Genomic DNA, 20,595 nt, shown 5'->3' on the forward strand with positions numbered 1-20,595 from the left:
CTGTTCTACCCTTCGCTTGCGCCTGCATCACGCAAGCATCTTCTCGACCGGCAGCACGAACATTTCGCGTGCACCGGCCTTCTTGATTTCTTCCAGCTGCCGCCAGCTCACTTCACCGGCACACAACGCCTGCAGCATCAACTGGTCGGGTTGCCCAGCCACCGGCAGCAGCGTCGGCTGCGGGCCGCCAGGCAGCAGGCGGATCACCGCATCGAGCGAGCCACGCGAGGTCTGCAGCAATAGCAGCCGGGATTCGCGCACCTGGATCACGCCGTCGAGCCGCTTGAGCAGCAGCTCGATCATGTCGCCACGCTCGTCCGTGGGCAGGACCTGCGGGCCAGCCAGCACGGCCTCGCTCTCCAGCAGCACCTCGGCCTCGCGCAACTGGTTGGCCACCAGCGTGCCACCGCTCTGCACCAGGTCGCAGATCGCGTCGGCCGTGCCCAGCCGCGGTGCGATCTCCACCGAACCGGCCAGCGTCACCACGCCGGCCTCGACGCCATGCGAACGCAGCCATTCGCCCAGCAGGCCCGGGTACGAAGTGGCGATGCGCAGCCCTTGCAGTTGCGCGGCCTCGGCGTACTCGAACTCCTGCGGCACGGCAATGGAAAGCCGGCAGCGGCCGAAGCCCAGCGCGCGCCAGTCGGCCAGCGCCGGCCCGTCGCGGCCGGTGGTCAGCTGGTATTCGCTGAGCACGTTGCGACCGACGATGCCCAGGTCGCATACGCCCTGCGAGATCAGGCCGGGAATGTCGTCGTCGCGCACCAGCAGCAGATCCACCGGCTCGCCCTCGCCAAAGCAGAACAGCTTGTCGCGACTCTGGCGAAACGTCAGTCCGCAGCGGTTGAGCAGCTCCAGTGCGGGCTCGGTGAGCCGGCCGGATTTCTGCATTGCGATACGCAAGCGGTCGCGCGGTTTCATGCCTTTGCCTTCCTGCCGGCTGCACGCCGACGGGCGGCGCGGGCACCGGCGGCCAGGTAACCGCCGCTGCCCTGGTTGAGGTAACGCGCCACGCGCCCGATGGTGGTAATGCTCACCGCCGTGCGCTCGTGGATCTCGCGATAGGCCACGCCGTCGAGCAGGTACGGCACGACGCGCCAGCGATCGACCATCACTTCCAGTTCCGCCGGCGTGCACAGGTCATGCAGGAAGGCCGACATCTCGTCGGCGTTCTTCAGCGACAGCAGGGCCTCGCACAGGCTGAGCTCGGCGGACTCGGCGGGGGTCTCGGGATCGATCGATCGGCGCTTCATAATGTACTAATGCGTTAATACAGTGGAGCGCATCATACGCGACGTTTTGCGGCGCAGCAACCCGGCGCCGGGGCCGCGGTGGCGCGCGGCCCTGCCAGGCGGTCAACCCGCCGGAAAGGCAGGCGTTCCCAAGGATTCCGCGCGCCACCCCGGACGCACGGCCGCCACTAGTACAATCCCGCGTTGCGCTGACTCGCACTCCCTCGGGACGGACGATCCGCCCCGCCCTCGCCAACCCACCTACCTGGAAGCCATGATGAAGAACCGATACCTGGCCTGCGCCATCGCCGCGACAGCTCTGGCCGGATGCTCCAGCGCCCTTTCGCTGCGCGACTCCACGCCCACCGCCGTCTATCAGGGCGATGGCAGCGCGGAGGAGGTCGCATCCTGCGTGTCCGACGCATGGGCGACGAAGCCGGTCAAGGTGACGATGAACCAGCAATACACGGGCACCACGATCCAGCTCCAGCAAACCGAGGGTGGCCCCGTCGTTGCGCTGGTGGATGTGAAGCCCGTCGGTGCCACCGTCGTGGCCAAGTACTACTCGAATTTCCAGGAAGACGACAGTTGGTATTTCGAGCGCGTGAGGGACTGCGTGCTGACCACGCACGCCCATTCCTGACCGCCCCGGCACCGGCCATCGGGCCACCGCGCAACGCAGACATGGTCGTAACAGGCCCGGGTGTTGAATGCGTTGATTCAACGGAGGGACATCGCATGAAAAAGCGTATCGGCGGCACGGCTGCCTCGATGGCAGCGATCGCGCTCAGCCTGGCCTGCGGCACCGGCGGCGCGCAGGACCTGAGCCAGCTCGGCGGCATGATTCCCGGCGGCTCGATGACATCCGGCAGCATGGGCAACGTCGCGGGCCTGCTGCAGTATTGCGTGCAGAACAACGTGCTCGGCGGCAGCTCCGGTGCCGCGGGCATCAAGGACCAGCTGCTCGGCAAGATGGGCGGCTCGTCCGGCGCCACCACCGGTGGCAACCACACCTCGTCTGGCGCCAGCGACATGCTGGGACAGCTGACCGGCAGCAGCCAAGCCAAGAAGCCTGCAGCCAGCGCCACCACCGGCGACCCGACCAAGGACGCCGGCTACCTCAGCGGAGCCAAGGGCATCCTGCAAACCGGTAGCGGCAGCACCATGGACCTGGCCAGCGTTGGCGGCGGCTCGAGCGACATCAAGGCCCAGATCACCAAGAAGGTCTGCGATACCGTGCTGAAGCAGGGCAAGTCCTTCATCGGCATGTAACCCCTGCCCGGCCGCAGCCGCCGATGACGCCTGTCGGCGGCCCCGGGCCGGGCGCCCGGGCCGCGCTGCCAACCCGGCGCCAACGCGTTGCACGCACCACCTGCCTTGGCCGGGCCAGGCAGGACCACCCTGGCCGCCGTCATGCCGTCCCATCGAAATCTTGCGAAATCACGCGCCAGTAACGCAACTTATTGCGATAATGCGGCCTGCCTGTCGCGGCCAAACGGAGCACGCCCGCTCCCGGATCGCGGCCATAGGGGGGCCTGATCATGGAGTCTGCCGGCACGCTTAACCGCACATGGAGCAGGGCCCAGGCCGCGGCAACGATCGAACGGCTGCTGGAAGACCAGGTCGCCTACGGCGTGCTGGATGGCCATCCCAAGACACTGGCGCACGACATGGTGGCGCGGCTGTGGGCCCAGGAGCCCGCCCTGCTGGAAGGCGCCAGTGGCCCGGTGCCCCATCAGATGACCGTCGCCGCCTCGGCGCTAGCGGCCGGTACGCGGCGGGAAGCCCGCTGCAACAACACCGATCTGCAGGGCGCCTATACGCTCGCGCTGGGCCTGATCCTCGACGAGATCGCGCACAACGCCCATGCCTACGGGCTGCATCACATCGACCATCAGTTGCTCGATTCGGCCGCCGCCACGTTCTCGGAACAGGCGTGCGCACTGCAGCGCGCCGCGCGGCAAGAGTCATCCGACCACTGAGGCCTGCCGCGGCCGCCGTGCAGCGGCCGCCTGCGAATCATGGTGGCGAGGCCATCGCGCCGCTGGGGCGCGACGCGCCTTCACTCAGGCTTGCGCAAACACGCGCTCATGCACCAGTTCGCACACGCTGCGCACGTCGCCGTCCATGGCGCGGTCGCGCGCCATGAAGCCGATGCGCTGGCGTAGCGCTTCGTGCGCCTTGCGCACCGCCACGCCGGCGTGGAAATCGCCCACGTTGGCGAGCGCGACCATCATCTGCTGCACTTCCTCGACGAACTGCGCGTAATGCGGATGACCCTCGCGCGGCGCATTGGTCACCTTGGAGGCCAGCGCCTGCCAGTCGCCACGCGAGGCGAGCCGGCGCGCGGCATTGAGCATGGCCTGGCGGAAATCCAGCGCCTGCGCCGCGGTGTACAGCTCCAGCGCAATGACGTGACCGAGGTCTTCCATCATCTCCAGCACATGGCGCGCCTCGTTGGCACCCATCGAGACATGGTCCTCGGCATTCGCGCTCGTCGGCACCGAATAGACGCTGGCCGGGTGTGCGCGGGTGGCGAGATCATTGACCAGCGCCGCGGCGGTGTACTGCACGATCATGAAGCCGGAATCCGTGCCGTCCTCGTTGCCGGTAAGGAACGCCGGCAGGCCGTCATTGGTGGCCGGATCGACCAGCTTGTTGAGGCGACGCTCGGCGATGGAAGCCAGCACGGGAATCGCGGCCTTCACGTAGCTCATGGCCAGCGCCAGCGGCATGCCGTGGAAGTGCCCGGCGGAGATCACCTGGTCCTCGATGAACTGCGCATCTTCGGCGTCGGGGAAGATCAGCGGATTGTCGGTAACCGAATTGAGCTCGATGTCGATGACGCGGCAAGCCTGCGCCCAGGCATCGCGCACGGCGCCGTGCACCTGCGGCATGCAGCGCAGGCAATAGGCGTCCTGCGGCTGGTGCTTCTTGCCACCCTTGAACGGCAGGAATCGAGCGTAGAACGCTTCGCGCCCGTGGCGCTGGTTGGCGGGCACCCAGTCCCAGCCGATATCGAAGGTGAGCGCCTGGTCGGCCGGATCGGCCCACGCTTCGGCCGTCCACTGCCTGAAGCGCGGCACCAGGTGGTAGGGAATGTCGACCAGCGTGCTGCCTTCGAGCAGCTCGCGCACATGCGCCGCTGCCTCGACCTGCCCCGGATGCGGACGCAAGGCATGCACCTCGGGCCGCAGTGCACCGCTGCGGCCGGCGAAGGCATCCAGCGTCATCGCGGCGGCCAGGTCGGCGAGTTCGAGCAGGTGCTCTAGCTCGTCCAGCGCCAGCGCGGCGGTGGCCAGCATCTGCGCGGTACCGTTGTTCAGCGCCAGGCCTTCCTTGAAGGACAGGCGGATCGGCGACAGGCCGGCGCGCCGCAGCGCCTCGGCGCCCGGCACGCGCTCGCCCCGGTGGAACGCTTCGCCGCCGCCCAGCAAGACGATGGCCAGGTGCGACAGCGGCGCGAGGTCGCCGCTGGCGCCCACCGAACCCTTCTCCGGCACCACCGGCACGACGCCGGCATTGAGCATGGCGGTCAGCGCCTTCAGCGTCTCGACGCGGATGCCCGAGTGGCCACGCATCAGCGTGTTGATGCGGATCACCAGCATCGCGCGCACCACGTCCGGCGCGAACGGCTTGCCCACGCAGACCGCGTGCGTGGTGATCAGGTTGTGCTGCAGTTCTTCCAGCAGGCTGCCTTCGTGCTTGTCGGGGTTGCCACCCGGCAATTCGTCGCGCACGCGATGCGCGCCCAGCAACTTGTCGGCATTGCTGCCAAAACCGGTGGTGACGCCATAGGTCGGTTCGCCGCAGCTCACCTTGTCGGCGAGGAAGTCGGCCGCGCGCTGCACGCGCTGCAACTGGGCGTCGTCGAGCTCCACCTGTAGCCCCTGAAGGGCCACCGCCACCAGTTGTTCGCGGGTCAGGCTGTTGCCGTCCAGGAGGATCTTCTTTGCCGTCATGCTTGCTCCGAGCCCGGACGGGCTTTCGTATGGGTTTCAGGTCGCGGTCGCCGCGCCGCGAAGGCGCGGCGACGATTCATGGGACGGTACGCTCAGGCGTCGATTTCGGCCTGCGCCAGCTCGACGCGCAGCGTCTTGATTAGGTCCGCGCGGGCCACTTCGAACTGGTCCTCGCGGCGCAGGTCCTTCACGGTCACCACGCCCTTGGCGAGTTCATCTTCGCCCACCACGATCACGAAGCGGATGCCTGCGCGATCGGCGTACTTGAACTGCTTGCCCAGCTTGCCGCCTTCCAGCACCACTTCGGTCGCGATGCCGGCGCCGCGCAGTTCGCCGGCGATCGCCAGATAGACCGGCAGCCGGGCCGGGTCCATCTGCGTCACCAGCACGTCGACCGTGCTCTGCCCGCTGCCGACCAGGCCCGCTTCGCGCAGCTGCCAATAAAGGCGCGTGAGGCCGATCGAGATGCCCACGCCCGGCAGCCTGGACTTGGTGTACTGGTTGGCCAGGTTCTCGTAGCGGCCGCCCGAGCAGATCGAGCCGATCTGCGGATGGTCGTTGAGCGTGGTCTCGTAGACCGTGCCCGTGTAGTAATCCAGTCCGCGCGCAATGGAAAGGTTGAGCATGTAGTGCGATTCGGGCACGCCGAAGTCGCGGATCATGCCCAGCACTTCCTTCAGCTCGGCCCGACCCTGCTCCATCGCCTCCGGGCCGGGGCCCAGCGCCTCGAGCTTGTCGAACGCATCCTGCAGCGAGGTCGAGCGCACCTGCACGAAGTCGAGGATCTTCTGCGCGGTTTCCGCGCTCAGGCCGAACTGCTCGCCGGTAAGCGTGTCGCGCACATAATCGGCGCCGCGCTTGTCCAGCTTGTCCACTTCGCGCAGCACCAGGGTCTGCTGCTCGCCGTCGGTGACGCCCAGGCTCTCGAAGAACCCGCGCATCAGCTTGCGGTTGTTCAACTGGATGGTGAACGCGCCGATGTTCAGCTCGCGGAACACGCTATAGATGACTGCCGGCACTTCGGCGTCGTAGCGCACCGACAGGCTGTCCTTGCCGATCACGTCGATGTCGCACTGGTAGAACTCGCGGAAGCGGCCGCGCTGGGCGCGCTCGCCGCGGTACACGCGCTGCATCTGGTAGCGGCGGAACGGGAAGGACAGGTCATGCTCGTGCTCGGCCACGTAGCGGGCCAGCGGCACGGTGAGGTCGAAGCGCAGCGCCAGCTCGGGCTTTTCGCCCTGCTCCAGCGCACCGGTGGACTGCACGAAATAAACCTGGCGCTCGGTCTCGCCGCCGGTCTTGGTCAGCAGCACGTCGGAATATTCGATCACCGGGGTTTCGATCGGCAGGAAGCCAAAGCGCTCATAATTGCGGCGGATCACGTCGAGCATGCGCTGGAACGCGATCTGGTCGAGCGGCAGCAGCTCGAGCACGCCGGGCATGGTGCGGGCCGGGGTAAGCGCCATGAAATCCTCTGCTTAGCGGTTTGAAGACGTCGGTTCACCGCCCCGCGACACACGGCCGGACGGAGCCGCATAGGTTAGCAGAATGGCGCCGCCGGCCCTTGCTGCAGTGGCGCAGCGGCGCAGCGTGAAAGCGACGATGAAAAATTCGTGACCAACCTGTTGCCAAGCCCGGGTGAGGCCATTAAGATACGCGGCTCCCACGGGGTGTAGCTCAGCCTGGTAGAGCGCTACGTTCGGGACGTAGAAGTCGCATGTTCGAATCATGTCACCCCGACCAATAGATTCAATGATTTAGGCCGCCCTGCAAGGCGGCCTTTTTCATGAGTGCATGACAGTGATCAGCACGCCGCCGACCGACGCGTCGATGGCGTCCGCACGCGCGGCGCCAGGCGCTCAAAGCTGCGACTTGATGTGGTCGAGCGTCTTGGACGGAAGGAACCGGGCGTCCTGGTAGATGGCGGCCAGTTTCTTTTCCGGAATCTCATCGAGCACGGTAATGCTGCTGTCGCCACCGCCTTCGCGCCAGGCGCTTTCCCACAGTTGCGCCAGGCACAGGCAGCCGTCGGCCATCACGTTGATGGTGGCCTTGCCGAACTTCGCCCAGAGTTCGTCGGCGCGGTCGGCGGGCTTGCCGCCGTCGCTCGCCGCATAGGCCTCCACGATCTTCATCGGCGCGATCGCCGCGAAGGTCTTCTGCATCAGTTGCACCACCGCGACGGCGGCCGCCTGCCCGCCCTTGATCGATGCGGGAACCCCGGTGCGCTGCGCGCTGGCCAGCACCCCGGGCCAGATATCGTCGACATGCCGGTCGACCATGTCGTCTTCATAGGCCGCGTGCACGCCCTGCGCGTAAGGCACCTTGCCAGGCTTGGTGCCGCCGTTCTTCTTGTCCTTGACGCGCCCGCTCACCATGCGGTCGGGATCGCCGTTGAAGAGATAGGAAATATGCAGCGGCTGGCAGCTGTCACCCACGTAGTGCGACACGATGCCCGCCGCGCAGACGAACTTCTTCACGTCGCCGGCCTTCACATACTCGACCATCGCCTTGTAGATCTGCCACACGCGGAACGGCAGCAGCCCGCGGCTTTCCGTTTGTGCCGGGAACTGCTTCTGCACTTCGTCGTAGTAGCGGCGCCAGACCTCGACGTCGACATTGCCCGGGTCCTTGCAGATCTCCAGCAAGGTCGCTCCTTCCGGCAAGGGCGGATCGAGCTTGCGATCCATGTCGGCGAAGTGGTTGGGGTGCTCCGCCGACGACATGCCGCCGCGCTTGTGCGGGCCCACCTTCCAGGCCATGTCCGGCACGTCGGCCAGCGGCACGAAGTCGAGCAGGCTCAGTCCCTGCATGGTCTTCTTGTTGATCTTGCCGACGTCGTAGGAAATGCGTTCCAGGTTGGCCTGCATCAGCTTCTTCAGCTTGCGGGACTTCAGCAGGCCGATGGCGGTGGTGGCGATGCCGTAGTGACCCACCGCGCCCCAGTAGTCGGGCAGGCCGGTGTTCCAGTCACGCACCAGATCCACGTTCAGGCGATTGCATACGCCGCTCAGCAAGGTCGCCAGCGCATAGGCGGATCCATCGCCCCCGTTGGCGCTGTCGAACACCTGCCCGCCCCATTGCAGGGCCAGGCTCTGGTTGTCCTCGCAGCCGCCGGGATTGTCGACCAGCCACAGCGTTCCGGAGTCCCCGGGGCGCGTCCCCAGCGCATGCCCCTCGCGCGGACCGATCAGCAGGTCGGACACGTACTCCGAACCCGCAACCGCCTTGAAGCGATAGAACAGCGCGCAGACTTCGCCCTGCATTTTTCCGCCGGCGGCGCCATGGGCCTTGACCGGGCAGCCGATCAGCCTGAGCGTGAGGTTGGAGGCGTCGATGTTCGCCAGCGGCCCGACTTCGCCGAGTCCGTACACCTGGGTCGTCCAGCGATGCAGGTCGTCGACATCGACCAGGCCCACGTCGAGATCGACATAGACGTCCCTGGCGGGCATGCCCGGATAGATATCGGCAAACGGCGCGCGACTCTCGCTGATCGGTGAACTGGTGCCGACGCGCTCCTTGTTGCCGCCCAGCAGCGAATAGATCACCTGCCCCGGCTCGCCCGCGACATGCCGGTTGGTCAGCGCATAGGTGCGATGGCCGTCCGTGACCAGGCAACCGACCGAGGCGATGTGCTCGCGCCCCTGCACGTCGCAGATCACCGGAAAACCACCGCCGATGACGCTGCCGGGAAAAGCCCAGCGCCCCTGCGATTCCGGCACGCGCTCGTCACGCGTCGCCAGCACCACGCAGATCGGTATGCGCCGGCCATCCGGAAGGAACACTGCGCTCGGCACGGCGTCTTCCGGTTTCGCGAAATCGTCCGCATCGACCCAATGCTCGACCAGCACGATCAAGGCGGGCCACGAGTATGGCCGCACCTCCGAATTTTCCAGCGTTCGTGGCACCTGCGCGGCCGCCTTCGCCTTGCTTGCCACGTTCGGCTCATCGGCAGTCGGCCACTTCTCGTTCTTGCGAATACGGTAACGGCCGATCGCCGTGCCCACGACATTGGGCTTGTGCATCAGGTGGAAATGAAACTGGTCCCGTGCGGCCAGCAGGTCCCGCACGGACAACGCATTGAAGTCCTGCACGTTGGTGAAATAGTCCATGACACACCCCAGCCAGGCCGCGAAATTTGCGCGAGCCTAGCCTTGGGTGGATGGCGCTTAATACTTGTCGTTGGACGTAGTGCGGACGGTTGGTCCACGCCTCGCCGTCGCGTCATGTGACGATTTCGTTTCAGCCTGCGTCGCTCATGCCCGCTGCGGGAGGAATACCGCGAGCGATGCGCCTTGCGGATCGCGCAGCACGGCATAGCGGCCGATGCCGGGGATGTCCGACGGCGGCACGCAGATGTCCGCGCCCAACGATCCTGCCTTGGCGGCAACGGCATCGACATCCTCGACCAGCACATAGGGCAGCCATGCGGAAGACGCGCCGGCCTGCTGGGTCTTCATGATGCCGCCGCGTCGCGTGTCGCCGCTCTTGAGCACGTAGTACGCACCGTTGCCCGTCGGCGCCACCTCGTGGCTGAGGCCAAACAGCGCCTCATAGAAAGCCAGTGCGCCTGCGGGATCCGTGGCATGCAATTCATGCCAGCACCACTGGCCCGGCGCCGCGTCGCCATCCGGCGCGTCGTCGTTCGCGCTACGCCAGATCGACACCATCGAACCCACCGGATCGAGGAAGGTGGCGCCGCGACCCACCGGTGGAAAATCGGTAGGCGGCATGCATTCCCTGCACCCTGCCGCAAGCGCCCGCGCATGGCTGGCATCCACGTCCGCCACGCTCAGGTAGATGCCCCAGTTGCAGGGCTCGCCATCCTGCGCGGTGCGATAGCCGCCGATGCCGCTCTCCGCATTCATGATGACGCAATAGGACTGGCCACCGATATCCATCGGCGACTCGCTCCAGCCGAACAGCGCTCGATAGAACTTGCCCGCCACGGCGGGATCGGCGCTGGCGTGTTCCACCCAGACAAGTTTTCCTGGCAACGATTTCATGGCTATGCCTCCTCGACGAACAACGGGAACGAACGAAGGAACGGCCGCGCCTCCCACGACGCCATCAACCAGCCGATGGCGGCGCGGTCGCGGCGAAACTGGGCCTGGCGCGGATCACCGCCTGCGCACGACGCAGGTTGGCGTATTTGGCGAACAACGCCGCGCCCTCGGGATACTTCTCCACGTAGACCAGGATCGGCGCCAGCAGGTAGTCCGCCATCGACGGCGTTGAACCGGCGAGGTAGTCGCTTGCGCCATAGGCCTGGTCGAACAGCGCGAGCTGGCGGTCGAGCTCGGGCAGCGCCGCATCGATGGCCGCGCGATCGGGCTGCCCACCCTTGGCGAACAGATTCGGGAACACGTAGCGGCGCACCATCGCGTCATAGGTGTAGCAGTTGATCACGCTGATCCATTGCTCGCCGCGCGCACGCACGGCGGCCGGGCCGGTGGGCAGCAGGCTCGGCCCGTCAAAAGCGTCTTCGATATAGCCGAGGATCGCGCGTGTCTCGTAGAACTCGGTCTCGCCGTCGCGCAGCACGGGGATGCGGCCGAACGGGTGGTGCGCCTCGATTTCCGGCGTGTGCGGCGCGGCGGGTTCAAGCGCATAGGCCACGCCCTTCTCCGCCAGCGCCATGCGTACCGTGCGGCAATAGCTGCTGCGCGGATCGCCGATCACCGCCAGCGTGCCCGCGGTGCCCGCCGGATCCAGATAGTCGGACAGGCGATTGAACACGGACTGCCAGCCTGCCATGTGGCCGTCGGCGCTCATGGCGTCCGGGAAGCCCGTGTGGCGCATGTGCAGCGACGTGCCGCCATCGCGCGACGTCAGCGTGACCTCGATCAGCGTGATGCGATCGGGTGGCAGCGAACCGTTTTCCCAGGCCCAGGTGTAGGCCAGGAAATCGGCGCGATCGAGTGCCTGGTATTCGCCCCGCACCGCGAAGCTCGCGCCGCTGCGTGCCGTCATGGCGATGCGATAGCGTCCGCCGACCCGCGCATCGGCCTGCACCTGGGCCACCTGCATGCCGCGGGGACAGTGCCAGGCCGCCAGCGCGTCCTCGTGGGTGAAGGCGTCGAACACCTTCTCACGCGGCGCACGGATGAAGCGGGTCATTTCCAGCTGGAACGTGGCTGCCTGGTTCATGGTTTTTTCCTCCGCGGGCCTGCGGTGTGCATGGCGGTGCCGGTGGCGTGGGTGCGTTCGACGAATTCGACCAGCCGGTCGAGATTGCCTTCCCAGTGGCGTCGATAGGTCGCCAGCCAGTCGTGGGCGCCGCGCAAGGCATCGGCGCGCAGATGGCAGATGCGCCAGCGCGCGTCGATCTCGCGCTCGATCAGCCCGGCATCGGCCAATACGCGCAAGTGCCGCGAGATCGCCGGCGCGGAGATCCGGAACGGGTTGGCCAGTTCGCCCACCGTGGCTTCGCCGTCGGCCAGGCGCGCGAGGATGGCGCGGCGAGTGGGATCGGCAAGGGCGGCAAACGTTGCCGAGAGGGTGTCGGTTTCGGTGGCCATGCCATCACTTAACCACTTGGTTAATTGATAGTCAAGTGCCTGCGCCGCGCAAAACGGCAATCGCTTCAGCTGTTGAGGGCCAGCTCGGCCAGGCGGTCGAGTTCTTCAGCGTCGAAACCGGCTTCCAGGCGCGCAGGCCGGTTGAACGGACCGCGCAGCGTGCGGCCCATGTAGTCGCGCAACAGATCGAGGAAGGTCTCGCGTGGATCGACCCCGTCGCGCTCGCAGCAGTAGCGGAACCACCGCGTGCCGGCGGCGACATGGGCCACCTCTTCGCGCAGGATCACTTCGAGGACCGCCACCGTGCGGGTATCGCCCACTGACAACAGGCGCTCGATCATGCCCGGCGTCACGTCCAGTCCGCGCGCTTCCAGCACGCGGGGCACCAGGGCCATGCGCGCGGTGATGTGGGGAGCAGTCTTCTCCGCCATTTCCCACAGGCCGTTGTGCGCGTCGAAATCGCCATAGGCGTGGCCCAGCTCGGCGAGGCGTTCGGACAGCATGACGAAATGGCGCGCCTCGTCGTGGGCGCAACTGGCCCAGTCGCGGTAATACGCATCGGGCATGCCGCGGTAACGATAGACCGCGTCCCAGGCCAGGTTGATGGCGTTGAATTCGATATGCGCCACGGCATGCACCAGCGCGGCGCGGCCCTCGGGCGTGCCCAGTCCACGATGCGGCACCTGCCGTTGCGGCACCAGCTGCGGCTTGTCCGGGCGGCCCGGTGCAGCGATCTGCGCGGGCGGCGGCGACACCGGATCGGCCACCAGTTCGCCCGCCTGGAAGGCCTGCCAGGCGGCCTGCGTGAGGCGGACTTTTTCCGCCGGATCGGTGGCGTCGAGGCAGCGCCTGGCGGCGGCGTGGAGGTCGTTCGTCATGGCGATGGTCGCAGGCACCCGCCGCTCACCGGCCCCACTCTCCGCGGAGAGTGGGGTTCACGGCATCAGGCGCTGCGGCGTGCAGCCTTGGCGTCGTCGGAGCGCAGCATTTCGATCTGCTGCAGGTAATGCGTGTCCAGGCCGGTGACGTACTCGCCGGAGAAGCACGAGGTATCGAAGTGCTTGAGCGACTCGTTGCCATCCTGCACGGCCCAGATCAGGTCCGGCAGATCCTGGTAGATCAGCCAGTCCGCGCCCAGTTGCTGCTCCACTTCCTTCACCGTGTGGCCTGCAGCGACCAGTTCCGAGGCAGCCGGCATGTCGATGCCATACACGTTCGGGTAACGCACCGGCGGCGCGGCGGAGGCGAAGAACACGTTCCGGGCGCCCGCCTCGCGTGCCATCTGGATGATCTGGCGCGAGGTGGTGCCGCGCACGATGGAGTCGTCCACCAGCAGCACGTTCTTCTTGCGGAACTCCAGCTCGACCGGATTGAGCTTGCGGCGCACCGATTTCACGCGCTCGCCCTGCCCCGGCATGATGAAGGTGCGGCCGATGTAACGGTTCTTCACGAAGCCCTCGCGGAACGGCACGCCCAGCGCTTCCGCCAACGCAGATGCCGCGGTACGGGCCGTGTCGGGGATCGGAATCACCGCTTCGATGCCGTGGTCGGGCCGCTCGCGCAGGATCTTCTCGGCCAGCTTCTGGCCCATGCGCAGGCGCGCCTTGTACACCGACACGTTCTCGATCATCGAGTCCGGACGGGCCAGGTAGACGTATTCGAAGATGCACGGTGCGTGGGTCGTGCTCTCGGCGCAATGGCGCGTATGCAGCTGGCCGTCGTTGGTGATGAACACGGCCTCGCCCGGCGCGACGTCGCGCAGGCGCTTGAAGCCCAGGATATCCAGCGCCACCGACTCGGAAGCCACCGCGTACTCGCGGCCTTCGCCGGTGATGCGCTCACCCAGCACCAGCGGACGAATGCCGTGCGGATCACGGAACGCCAGCAGGCCATAGCCGAGCACCAGCGCCAGGCAGGCATAACCACCGCTGGCGCGCTGGTGCACGCCGGCCACGGCCTTGAAGATGTGGTCCGGCGTCAGCGCCATGCGGCCCTGGATCTGCAGCTCGTGCGCCAGCACGTTGAGCAGCACTTCGGAATCCGAATCGGTGTTGATGTGGCGGCGGTCGTCCTCGAACATCTCGCGACGCAGCTGCTCGGTGTTCACCAGGTTGCCGTTGTGCGCAAAGGCAATGCCGTAGGGCGAGTTCACGTAGAACGGCTGCGCCTCGGCCGAGCCTTCCGAGCCGGCCGTCGGGTAACGGCAATGACCGATGCCGATGCGGCCGCGCAGGCCGCTCATGGCGCTCTGGGTGAAGACGTCGCGCACCAGGCCATTGCCCTTGTGCAGGCGCAGTCGCGCGCCATCCACCGTGGCGATGCCGGCTGCGTCCTGGCCGCGGTGCTGCAACACGGTCAAGCCGTCATAAAGTGACGCGGCGACCTCACTGGTGCCGACGATGCCGATGATTCCGCACATGGTTGAAAGCCTGTAATTAGTAAATCGTGGCCGGAGCGGCCGTGGATGCGGCCGCCGCATGGGTACTGTGTCCGGTCGCTGGCGAAGCGCCCGGCACAGCCGCCGGCAAGGCGGGAAGATGGTCAAGCACCGCTGGGGCAGCATTGAGGTAGTGACGGACACTGTCCGGCACCCGCTCGCCCAGCCACGCAGCCACTCCCTTGAACTGCGGCAACAACACCGAATCGCGCCACCACGGGTCGCGCGTGAACGCGGTAAACCCGAGCAGGAACACCGCCAGCGTCACCAGCAGCACGCCGCGGGCAAAGCCGAACACCATGCCAAGCAAGCGGTCGGTGCCGGACAACCCGGTACCTTCGACCAGTTTGCTCACCAGGAAGCGCAACAGCGCCCCGGCAATCAGCACCACAAGGAAACAGATGCCGTAACCCGCCAGGATCCGCGCCGACGGCAGCTGGATGCTGTGCTCGAAGTAGCCCGCCACACTCGGACCGAAGGTCCAGGCCACCCAGAACGCCGCCACCCATACCGCCAGCGCCAACACCTCGGAGATGAGGCCACGCCACAGGCCAATCAAGACCGAGAGGCCCAGGACGGCAAGGATGATGTAGTCGGCCCAGTTCACCGGGTCAGCCCCTCATCGGTTCAGGGAGCGCTGACGACGTTGCCGTCGACGCCAAGCTTGGTCTTGATCTGGTCACGCACGCGCATCGCATCGGCATGCTGCGTCTGCGGGCCGGCGCGCACGCGCCACAACTGCTTGCCGTTCGCGTTGACCGTGTCGACGTAACCGTCGAAACCGTTTGCGCGCAGCTTGTCGCGCAGCGCATTGGCGTCGGCCTGGCTGCCCATCGCGGCAATCTGCACCGCCCAGCCGCCTGCGCGTGCCGTCGGCGCCGGTGCGGCAGCACTGTTGGCGGGCTTCGCCGCCGGCATGTCGTCCTGGACCGGCGTCGTGGCGCCGCCTTCGATGCGTGCCGGCGCACCCGGAATCGTCTGCGTGATCTTGAGACGGGCGGTTTCGGCGGCGGCGCGCGAGTCGAACGGACCGGCGGTCACCATGGTGAGCTGCTTGCCGCCCTGGTTGATCACCCGTCCCGTGGCCGGATAACCGAGGGCGTGCACGCGCTGGATCAGGCTCTGCGCGCTGGCGGTCGACGCATAGGCGCTGAGATTGATCGAGAACTGGCCATGCGCCGCCATGGCTGCAGCCGTTGCCGGCTGTGGCTGCGCGACGGGTACGGCCGGGGTGGCCGGCGGCGGCGTGGTCGGCTTGGTCTGCGCCGGAATCACCGGCTGCGGCGCGGCAGTGGGGCGCGTCACCGTGGTCGGCTCCGGTTTCTGGCCGGCGGTGGGATCGGTCTCCACGTCCTTCGGCCGGCTGGAGCCAATGTTCACCGTGGCCAGCGCGTCGCCGGCGACCGGCACGGCTGGCGCCGGCGGGGCCTTGGCCACGTCGATCGCGGGCTTCGGCGCCGGCGCGGTGGCGGCACTGGACGACGTGGCCGCGCCCGGCGTCAGGCTCATGGTCTTGGTCTGCAGGTCGCGATCCGGGGCCGGCGGAATGGCCAGGCTCACCGATTCGTCGCCGCTGCTGCTCGGCGGGCTGCTGGAGAAGAACATCGGCACGAACAGGACCGCGAGTGCAATGAGAACGGCAGCTCCCAGCAGACGTGTTTTCAAGACTGGCTCCAACGGCGGGTGCGAGAACGGCGCGATTATACCTGCCCGGGCCACCGGTCTGGCCGTTCAGGCGTGGCGCAATTCAGCAAGCACCGACGCGGCGACGAAAAACGAGCCGAAAGCAAGCACGCGCTCGCCCGGCAATGCGGCCGCCCGCGCCGCCGCCAGCGCCATTCGCACGTTTTCGTGCATGTCGTGGCGGACATAGGGCGACACGTGCCGCAGCTGCTCCGCCAGCGCCTGGGCAGGCAGTCCGCGCGGCGTGTCCTGCTCGAGCCCTGCCAGATGCCATTGATCGACGCGCGCACCGAGCGCGCCGATGACGCCGGCCACATCCTTGTCGGACAAGGCGCCATACACCGCGTGCACGCGTCCGCCCGGGCGCGCATCCAGCCATTCGGCCAGCGCGCGGGCAGCCTGCGGGTTATGCCCCACGTCCACGATGAGCTCGGGATCGCCACCCAGCGACTGCAGCCGGGCCGCGATGCGCACCGTGCGCAGGCCCACCGCGGCGAGCTGCTGCAGATCGAGGTCGGCGGGCATCGCACCGGTGCCGAGCAGGCAGTGCAAGGCGGCGATCGCCGCGGCGGCGTTGGCGAACTGGACGGGAGCAGCGAGCGCCGGATCCGGCAGGCTCAACGCCGTGCCGTCGCGGTGGCGCCAGCGCCAGCCGTCGGCGAGACGCTCGACGGAGTAATCCACGCCTGCCCGCTCGACCGTCGCGCCCATGCGCTTCAGCGCATCGAGCAGTCCGGCGGGCGGGCTCGCCTCGCCGACGATGGCGGGCCTGCCGGGCCGCGCTATGCCGGCCTTCTCCACCCCGATCGTGTCGCGATCGGGGCCGAGCCAGTCCATGTGGTCAAGGTCGACCGTGGTGACGATGGCCACATCCGCATCGACGATGTTCACGGCGTCCAGCCTGCCGCCGAGGCCGACTTCCAGCACGGCCACGTCGAGCTCGGCCCGGGCGAACAGGTCCAGCGCCGCCAGCGTGCCGAATTCGAAGTAGGTCAGCGGAATCTCGCCACGCGCCGACTCGATGCGCTCGAAGCTGGCGACCAGGGCGCCGTCGTCCGCGTCATCGCCGTCGATGCGCACGCGCTCGCGGTAGTGCAGCAGGTGTGGCGAGGTATAGCAGCCCACGCGCAGGCCCGCCGCCGACAGCATCGCTTCCAGCAAGGCCACCGTGGAACCCTTGCCATTGGTGCCGCCGACGGTGATCACCCGCTTCGCCGGCGACGCTGCGCCCATGCGCAACCACACCGCGCGCACGCGATCGAGGCCCAGCTCGATGCTGCGCGGGTTGACGCCTTCCTGATAGGCCAGCCATTCGTCGAGGGTTCGGCTCATGCGGAAATTCGCTACGTCATTCGGTGGTCAGGCGGATGCCGCCAGCAGCGCCGCCGGCACGGGCCGATCGTGTTCGACCAGGGCCCTGCCGGTGGACATCGCATGGCTCGCTGCGAAGCATCGGGGCGCACAGCTTAAAGCATGGGCGCGTGCGGGACGCCGGTTGCGGAGGTGCAAGCGGCCACGGCACGACTTGAGTGATCCCGGCCCGCCGGACAGGCTGCCTCGGGCTGGCCAGGGCCGAGTGACCCCAGGCTCCCCTCAGACGTGGATGCCGGTTGCCCTGAGCGCCCAATACACGCCGAACGCGGTCCAGAACATTTTCTTCAGCGCGCGGCCGGCGAACAGCGCGACCAGCAAGCCCAGCAACAGGGGCATGTGCTTATCCAGCGTGCTGCGCGTGTCGTTGATGATGTTCACGTGATGCCCTCCCGCACCCGATTGGTGCGGGAGGAATGATCCGCCCGGCCTGGCGCGCCCGGCAGGGCGCGCCGTCAGTCATCGCAGGTGACAGTCATCACCGCGTCGCATGGCGAAGCCGCAGCGCATTGCCCACCACCGACACCGACGACAGGCTCATCGCCAGCGCCGCCACCATCGGCGAAAGCATGATGCCCAGCAGCGGATACAGCAGACCCGCCGCCAGCGGCACGCCCACGGCGTTGTAGACAAAGGCGAAGAACAGGTTCTGGCGGATGTTGCGCACCGTCTCTTGCGACAGCGCACGGGCCCGCACGATGGCGGCGAGTTCGCCCCTCACCAGCGTTACCTGCGCACTTTCCATGGCGATGTCCGTGCCGCTGCCCATGGCGATGCCGATGTCGGCAACGGCCAGCGCCGGCGCATCGTTGATGCCATCGCCCGCCATCGCCACGCGATGTCCTTCGGCTTGCAGCGAGCGGACCACCGCGGCCTTGTCGGCCGGCGAGACATCGGCGTGCACCTCGTCGATGCCCAGCGAACCGGCGACCGCCTTTGCCGTGGTCGCGTTGTCGCCGGTCAGCATCACGATGCGCAGCCCGGCCGCGTGCAGGTCATGGATCGTCTGCGGCGTGCTTGCCTTGACGCGATCGGCCACGGCGATCAAGCCGGCCAACACACCCTCGACCACGACGTACATCACGGTGGCGCCTTCGGCGCGCATCGCATCGGCACGCCCGACGGCAGCTTCGTCGGCCGTGATGCCGACGTTCGCCAGCATCTGCCGGTTGCCCAGGGCCACGGGGTGGCCCTGCACCAGGCCTTCGACGCCGGCACCTGTGACGGAACGGAAATCCTCTACCGCAGGCACCCGGATGCCACGCGCCCCTGCACCGTCGACGATCGCGCGTGCCAGCGGATGCTCGCTGGGCTTTTCCAGCGCCGCGGCGAGCGCCAGCAGCTGGTCGAACGGGTACGCGCCGAGGCTCACCACGTCTGTCAGCACGGGTTTGCCTTCGGTGAGCGTGCCGGTCTTGTCCACCACCAGCGTGTCGATGTCGCGCAATGCTTCGATTGCCGCCGCATCGCGGAACAACACGCCGCCCTGCGCGGCGCGGCCGCTGGCGACCATGATGGAAATAGGCGTGGCCAGGCCGAGCGCGCATGGGCACGCGATGATCAGCACCGACACCGCGGCGATCAGTGCAAAGGCCAGCTTCGGATCCGGTCCCAGCCACGCCCACAGCACGAAGGCCAGCGCCGACACTACCACCACGGCCGGAACGAACCACGCCGCGACGCGATCGGCCACGCGTTGCAGCGGCGCCTTGCTGCGCTGCGCCTGCGCGACCAGCGACACGATCTGCGCCAGCATGGTTTCCGCGCCGACCTTCTCGGCGCGCATCAGCAAGGCGCCGTCCTGGTTGAGCGTGCCGCCGGTGAGCTGGTCGCCCTCGCCCTTGGCGACGGGCAGCGGCTCGCCGGTGAGCATGGATTCGTCCACATGGCTGCGGCCATCGAGCACGACACCGTCCACCGGCACTTTTTCGCCCGGGCGCACGCGCAGCGTGTCGCCGCCGTGCACGGCGTCCAGCGGCACGTCATGCTCGCCGCCATCGGCATCCACGCGACGTGCGGTCTTGGGGGCGAGTCCAAGCAGCCCCTTTAATGCGGCACTGGTGCGCCGGCGCGCGCGCAGCTCGAGGAAATCGCCAAGCGTCACCAGGGTGACGATGACGGCGGCGGATTCGAAGTACACGCCGACGCGGCCGTGCATGTCGCGAAAGCCCTCGGGGAACAGCCCCGGCGCCAGGAACGCCACTGCGCTGTAAGCCCACGCCACGCCCGTACCCAGCGCGATCAGGCTGTACATGTTGGGCGACCACGGCTTGATCGAGTGCCAACCGCGCGCAAAGAACGGCGCACCACCCCACAGCACCACCACGGTGGCGAGCACCGCTTCGGACCAGGCGGCCACGCCGTCCCACGGCGACGGCCAGTGCCAACCGGACAGATGGGGTCCCATCGCCAGCACGAACACCGGCAGGGTCAGCACGCCCAGCATCCACAACCGGCGCGACATCGCGCGCAGCTCGTGTCCATCGTCCTCGTCGAGGCTGGGCATCATTGGTTCCAGCGCCATGCCGCATTTCGGGCAATGACCGGGTCCCACCTGCTGCACTTCGGGATGCATCGGACAGGTGTAGATGGCCCCGGCCAGTGCGGGCGACGGTGCGGGCTGCGGCTCGAGATAGCGCTGCGGGTCGGCCTGGAACTTCTCCTTGCAGCGCTGGGCGCAGAAGTAATACGTGTGCCCGGCCCACTCCAGGTGATGCGCGGCCTTGTGCGGATCCACATCCATGCCGCAAACGGGATCCTTCACCGTATGCGCGACGTGGCCATGGTGACGACCGTGATCGTGATGCTGATGCGCGTGCCCGGTCGCCGCCGGGGCGCCGCCGCAGCACGATTTCGCCACGGGCTCGGACTCGGCTTGCCTGGCGCTGCAGCAGGCGTGCTTCTCCATGCTCATGCTTCGTCCTCCTGGTCGGCCAGCGCGCGCAGGATCGGGCACTGGTCCGGCGAACCGTGGCCGGGACAGGCCTCGATCAGCTGTTCCAGGCCATCGCGCACGCGAGTGAGTTCGGCAATGCGCTGGTCGATCGCCGCGAGGCGCTCCTGCGCGCGCTGCTTCACCGCCTTCACGCCACGACTGCGATCCGCCGACAGCGCCAGCAGGTCACGGATTTCCTCCAGCGTGAAGCCCAGGTCCTTGGCGCGCCGGATGAAGCGCAACTGCCGCACCACGCCTTCGTCGTAGCTGCGATAACCGGACGCGCGTCGCAGCGGCTCGGGCAGCAGCCCTTCGCGCTCGTAATAACGGATGGTGTCGATGGCGACGCCGACGCGTCGCGCGACCGCACCGATGGTCATGGAGGATTGGGGAGTGGTCATGGAGACAAGTCTAGACCTTTGATCAAGGTCTAGAGTCAAGTACCCCGTCCCTA

Annotated in this window: 19 protein-coding genes and 1 tRNA gene; 4 read left to right on the top strand and 16 right to left on the bottom strand. The window is 67.5% G+C overall.

Features of this window, described 5'->3' with window-relative positions; genetic code table 11:
• Positions 1–27: 27 nt before the first annotated feature.
• Positions 28–921 carry an ATP phosphoribosyltransferase gene (gene hisG, locus ACXU4B_RS05805; protein WP_131408593.1) on the bottom strand — a complete coding sequence of 298 codons (894 nt, stop codon included), beginning with the start codon at positions 919–921 and terminating at the stop codon, positions 28–30.
• Positions 918–1,253, bottom strand: coding sequence for a YerC/YecD family TrpR-related protein (locus ACXU4B_RS05810; RefSeq protein ID WP_131408595.1), 336 nt, complete (start codon positions 1,251–1,253; stop codon positions 918–920). Before ACXU4B_RS05810 ends, hisG begins: the two co-directional genes overlap by 4 nt.
• 253 nt (positions 1,254–1,506) lie before the next feature.
• Here ACXU4B_RS05810 and ACXU4B_RS05815 point away from each other — a divergent pair, with 253 nt between their 5' ends.
• The 3 genes from ACXU4B_RS05815 (at position 1,507) to ACXU4B_RS05825 (ending at position 3,214) form a co-directional block, all read left to right on the top strand.
• Entirely contained in the window at positions 1,507–1,875 is a 369-nt protein-coding gene (locus tag ACXU4B_RS05815) for a hypothetical protein (RefSeq protein ID WP_458910846.1), read from the top strand.
• 95 nt (positions 1,876–1,970) lie between these two features.
• Complete coding sequence (locus tag ACXU4B_RS05820; protein WP_131408599.1) at positions 1,971–2,504, top strand: DUF2501 domain-containing protein; 534 nt, start codon at positions 1,971–1,973, stop codon at positions 2,502–2,504.
• A gap of 269 nt (positions 2,505–2,773) precedes the next feature.
• The gene (locus ACXU4B_RS05825; protein ID WP_131408601.1) at positions 2,774–3,214 is read left to right on the top strand and encodes a hypothetical protein; all 441 of its coding nucleotides are present in this window, start codon (positions 2,774–2,776) and stop codon (positions 3,212–3,214) included.
• An 84-nt stretch (positions 3,215–3,298) separates the two neighbouring features.
• Here the strand turns inward: ACXU4B_RS05825 and ACXU4B_RS05830 are convergent, their stop codons facing one another.
• Positions 3,299–5,194, bottom strand: a complete 1,896-nt coding sequence (locus ACXU4B_RS05830) for an HAL/PAL/TAL family ammonia-lyase (RefSeq protein WP_131408603.1) — start codon at positions 5,192–5,194, stop codon at positions 3,299–3,301.
• Between the two features lie 92 nt (positions 5,195–5,286).
• Entirely contained in the window at positions 5,287–6,660 is a 1,374-nt protein-coding gene (hisS, locus tag ACXU4B_RS05835; protein ID WP_131408605.1) for a histidine--tRNA ligase, read from the bottom strand.
• 200 nt (positions 6,661–6,860) lie between these two features.
• On the opposite strand from hisS, the gene ACXU4B_RS05840 reads away from it, so the two are divergent.
• Positions 6,861–6,937 (top strand) — tRNA-Pro (locus ACXU4B_RS05840).
• Positions 6,938–7,053: 116 nt separating this feature from the next.
• Here the strand turns inward: ACXU4B_RS05840 and ACXU4B_RS05845 are convergent.
• From ACXU4B_RS05845 to ACXU4B_RS05900, 12 genes are all read right to left on the bottom strand, one after another.
• Positions 7,054–9,306 (bottom strand): Nal1-like putative serine protease, encoded by a 2,253-nt coding sequence (locus ACXU4B_RS05845; protein ID WP_131408607.1) that lies wholly within the window; start codon positions 9,304–9,306, stop codon positions 7,054–7,056.
• A gap of 144 nt (positions 9,307–9,450) precedes the next feature.
• A complete protein-coding gene (locus tag ACXU4B_RS05850; RefSeq protein ID WP_131408609.1) occupies positions 9,451–10,200 on the bottom strand; it encodes a VOC family protein in 750 nt (249 codons plus the stop codon).
• Positions 10,201–10,264: 64 nt separating this feature from the next.
• Positions 10,265–11,344 carry an SRPBCC domain-containing protein gene (locus ACXU4B_RS05855; RefSeq protein WP_131408611.1) on the bottom strand — a complete coding sequence of 360 codons (1,080 nt, stop codon included), beginning with the start codon at positions 11,342–11,344 and terminating at the stop codon, positions 10,265–10,267.
• Positions 11,341–11,715 carry an ArsR/SmtB family transcription factor gene (locus tag ACXU4B_RS05860; RefSeq protein WP_131408613.1) on the bottom strand — a complete coding sequence of 125 codons (375 nt, stop codon included), beginning with the start codon at positions 11,713–11,715 and terminating at the stop codon, positions 11,341–11,343. Before ACXU4B_RS05860 ends, ACXU4B_RS05855 begins: the two co-directional genes overlap by 4 nt.
• Positions 11,716–11,780: 65 nt before the next feature.
• Positions 11,781–12,593, bottom strand: a complete 813-nt coding sequence (locus tag ACXU4B_RS05865; RefSeq protein ID WP_131408615.1) for a ferritin-like domain-containing protein — start codon at positions 12,591–12,593, stop codon at positions 11,781–11,783.
• Positions 12,594–12,658: 65 nt separating this feature from the next.
• Positions 12,659–14,134, bottom strand: coding sequence for an amidophosphoribosyltransferase (gene purF / locus ACXU4B_RS05870; RefSeq protein ID WP_131408618.1), 1,476 nt, complete (start codon positions 14,132–14,134; stop codon positions 12,659–12,661).
• Positions 14,135–14,150: 16 nt separating this feature from the next.
• The gene (locus tag ACXU4B_RS05875) at positions 14,151–14,759 is read right to left on the bottom strand and encodes a CvpA family protein (RefSeq protein ID WP_131408620.1); all 609 of its coding nucleotides are present in this window, start codon (positions 14,757–14,759) and stop codon (positions 14,151–14,153) included.
• Between the two features lie 20 nt (positions 14,760–14,779).
• Positions 14,780–15,817 (bottom strand): SPOR domain-containing protein, encoded by a 1,038-nt coding sequence (locus tag ACXU4B_RS05880; protein ID WP_131408622.1) that lies wholly within the window; start codon positions 15,815–15,817, stop codon positions 14,780–14,782.
• A 66-nt stretch (positions 15,818–15,883) separates the two neighbouring features.
• Entirely contained in the window at positions 15,884–17,167 is a 1,284-nt protein-coding gene (gene folC / locus ACXU4B_RS05885; protein ID WP_131408624.1) for a bifunctional tetrahydrofolate synthase/dihydrofolate synthase, read from the bottom strand.
• A gap of 261 nt (positions 17,168–17,428) precedes the next feature.
• Positions 17,429–17,587 (bottom strand): hypothetical protein, encoded by a 159-nt coding sequence (locus tag ACXU4B_RS05890; RefSeq protein WP_165583157.1) that lies wholly within the window; start codon positions 17,585–17,587, stop codon positions 17,429–17,431.
• 97 nt (positions 17,588–17,684) lie between these two features.
• On the bottom strand, positions 17,685–20,120 hold the full coding sequence (locus tag ACXU4B_RS05895) for a heavy metal translocating P-type ATPase (protein WP_276322561.1): 2,436 nt from the start codon (positions 20,118–20,120) through the stop codon (positions 17,685–17,687).
• The gene (locus tag ACXU4B_RS05900) at positions 20,117–20,542 is read right to left on the bottom strand and encodes a MerR family DNA-binding protein (protein ID WP_131408626.1); all 426 of its coding nucleotides are present in this window, start codon (positions 20,540–20,542) and stop codon (positions 20,117–20,119) included. The genes ACXU4B_RS05895 and ACXU4B_RS05900 overlap by 4 nt, the downstream gene beginning before the upstream one ends.
• Between the last annotated feature and the right edge of the window lie 53 nt (positions 20,543–20,595).

This window comes from Dyella soli, assembly GCF_054482295.1.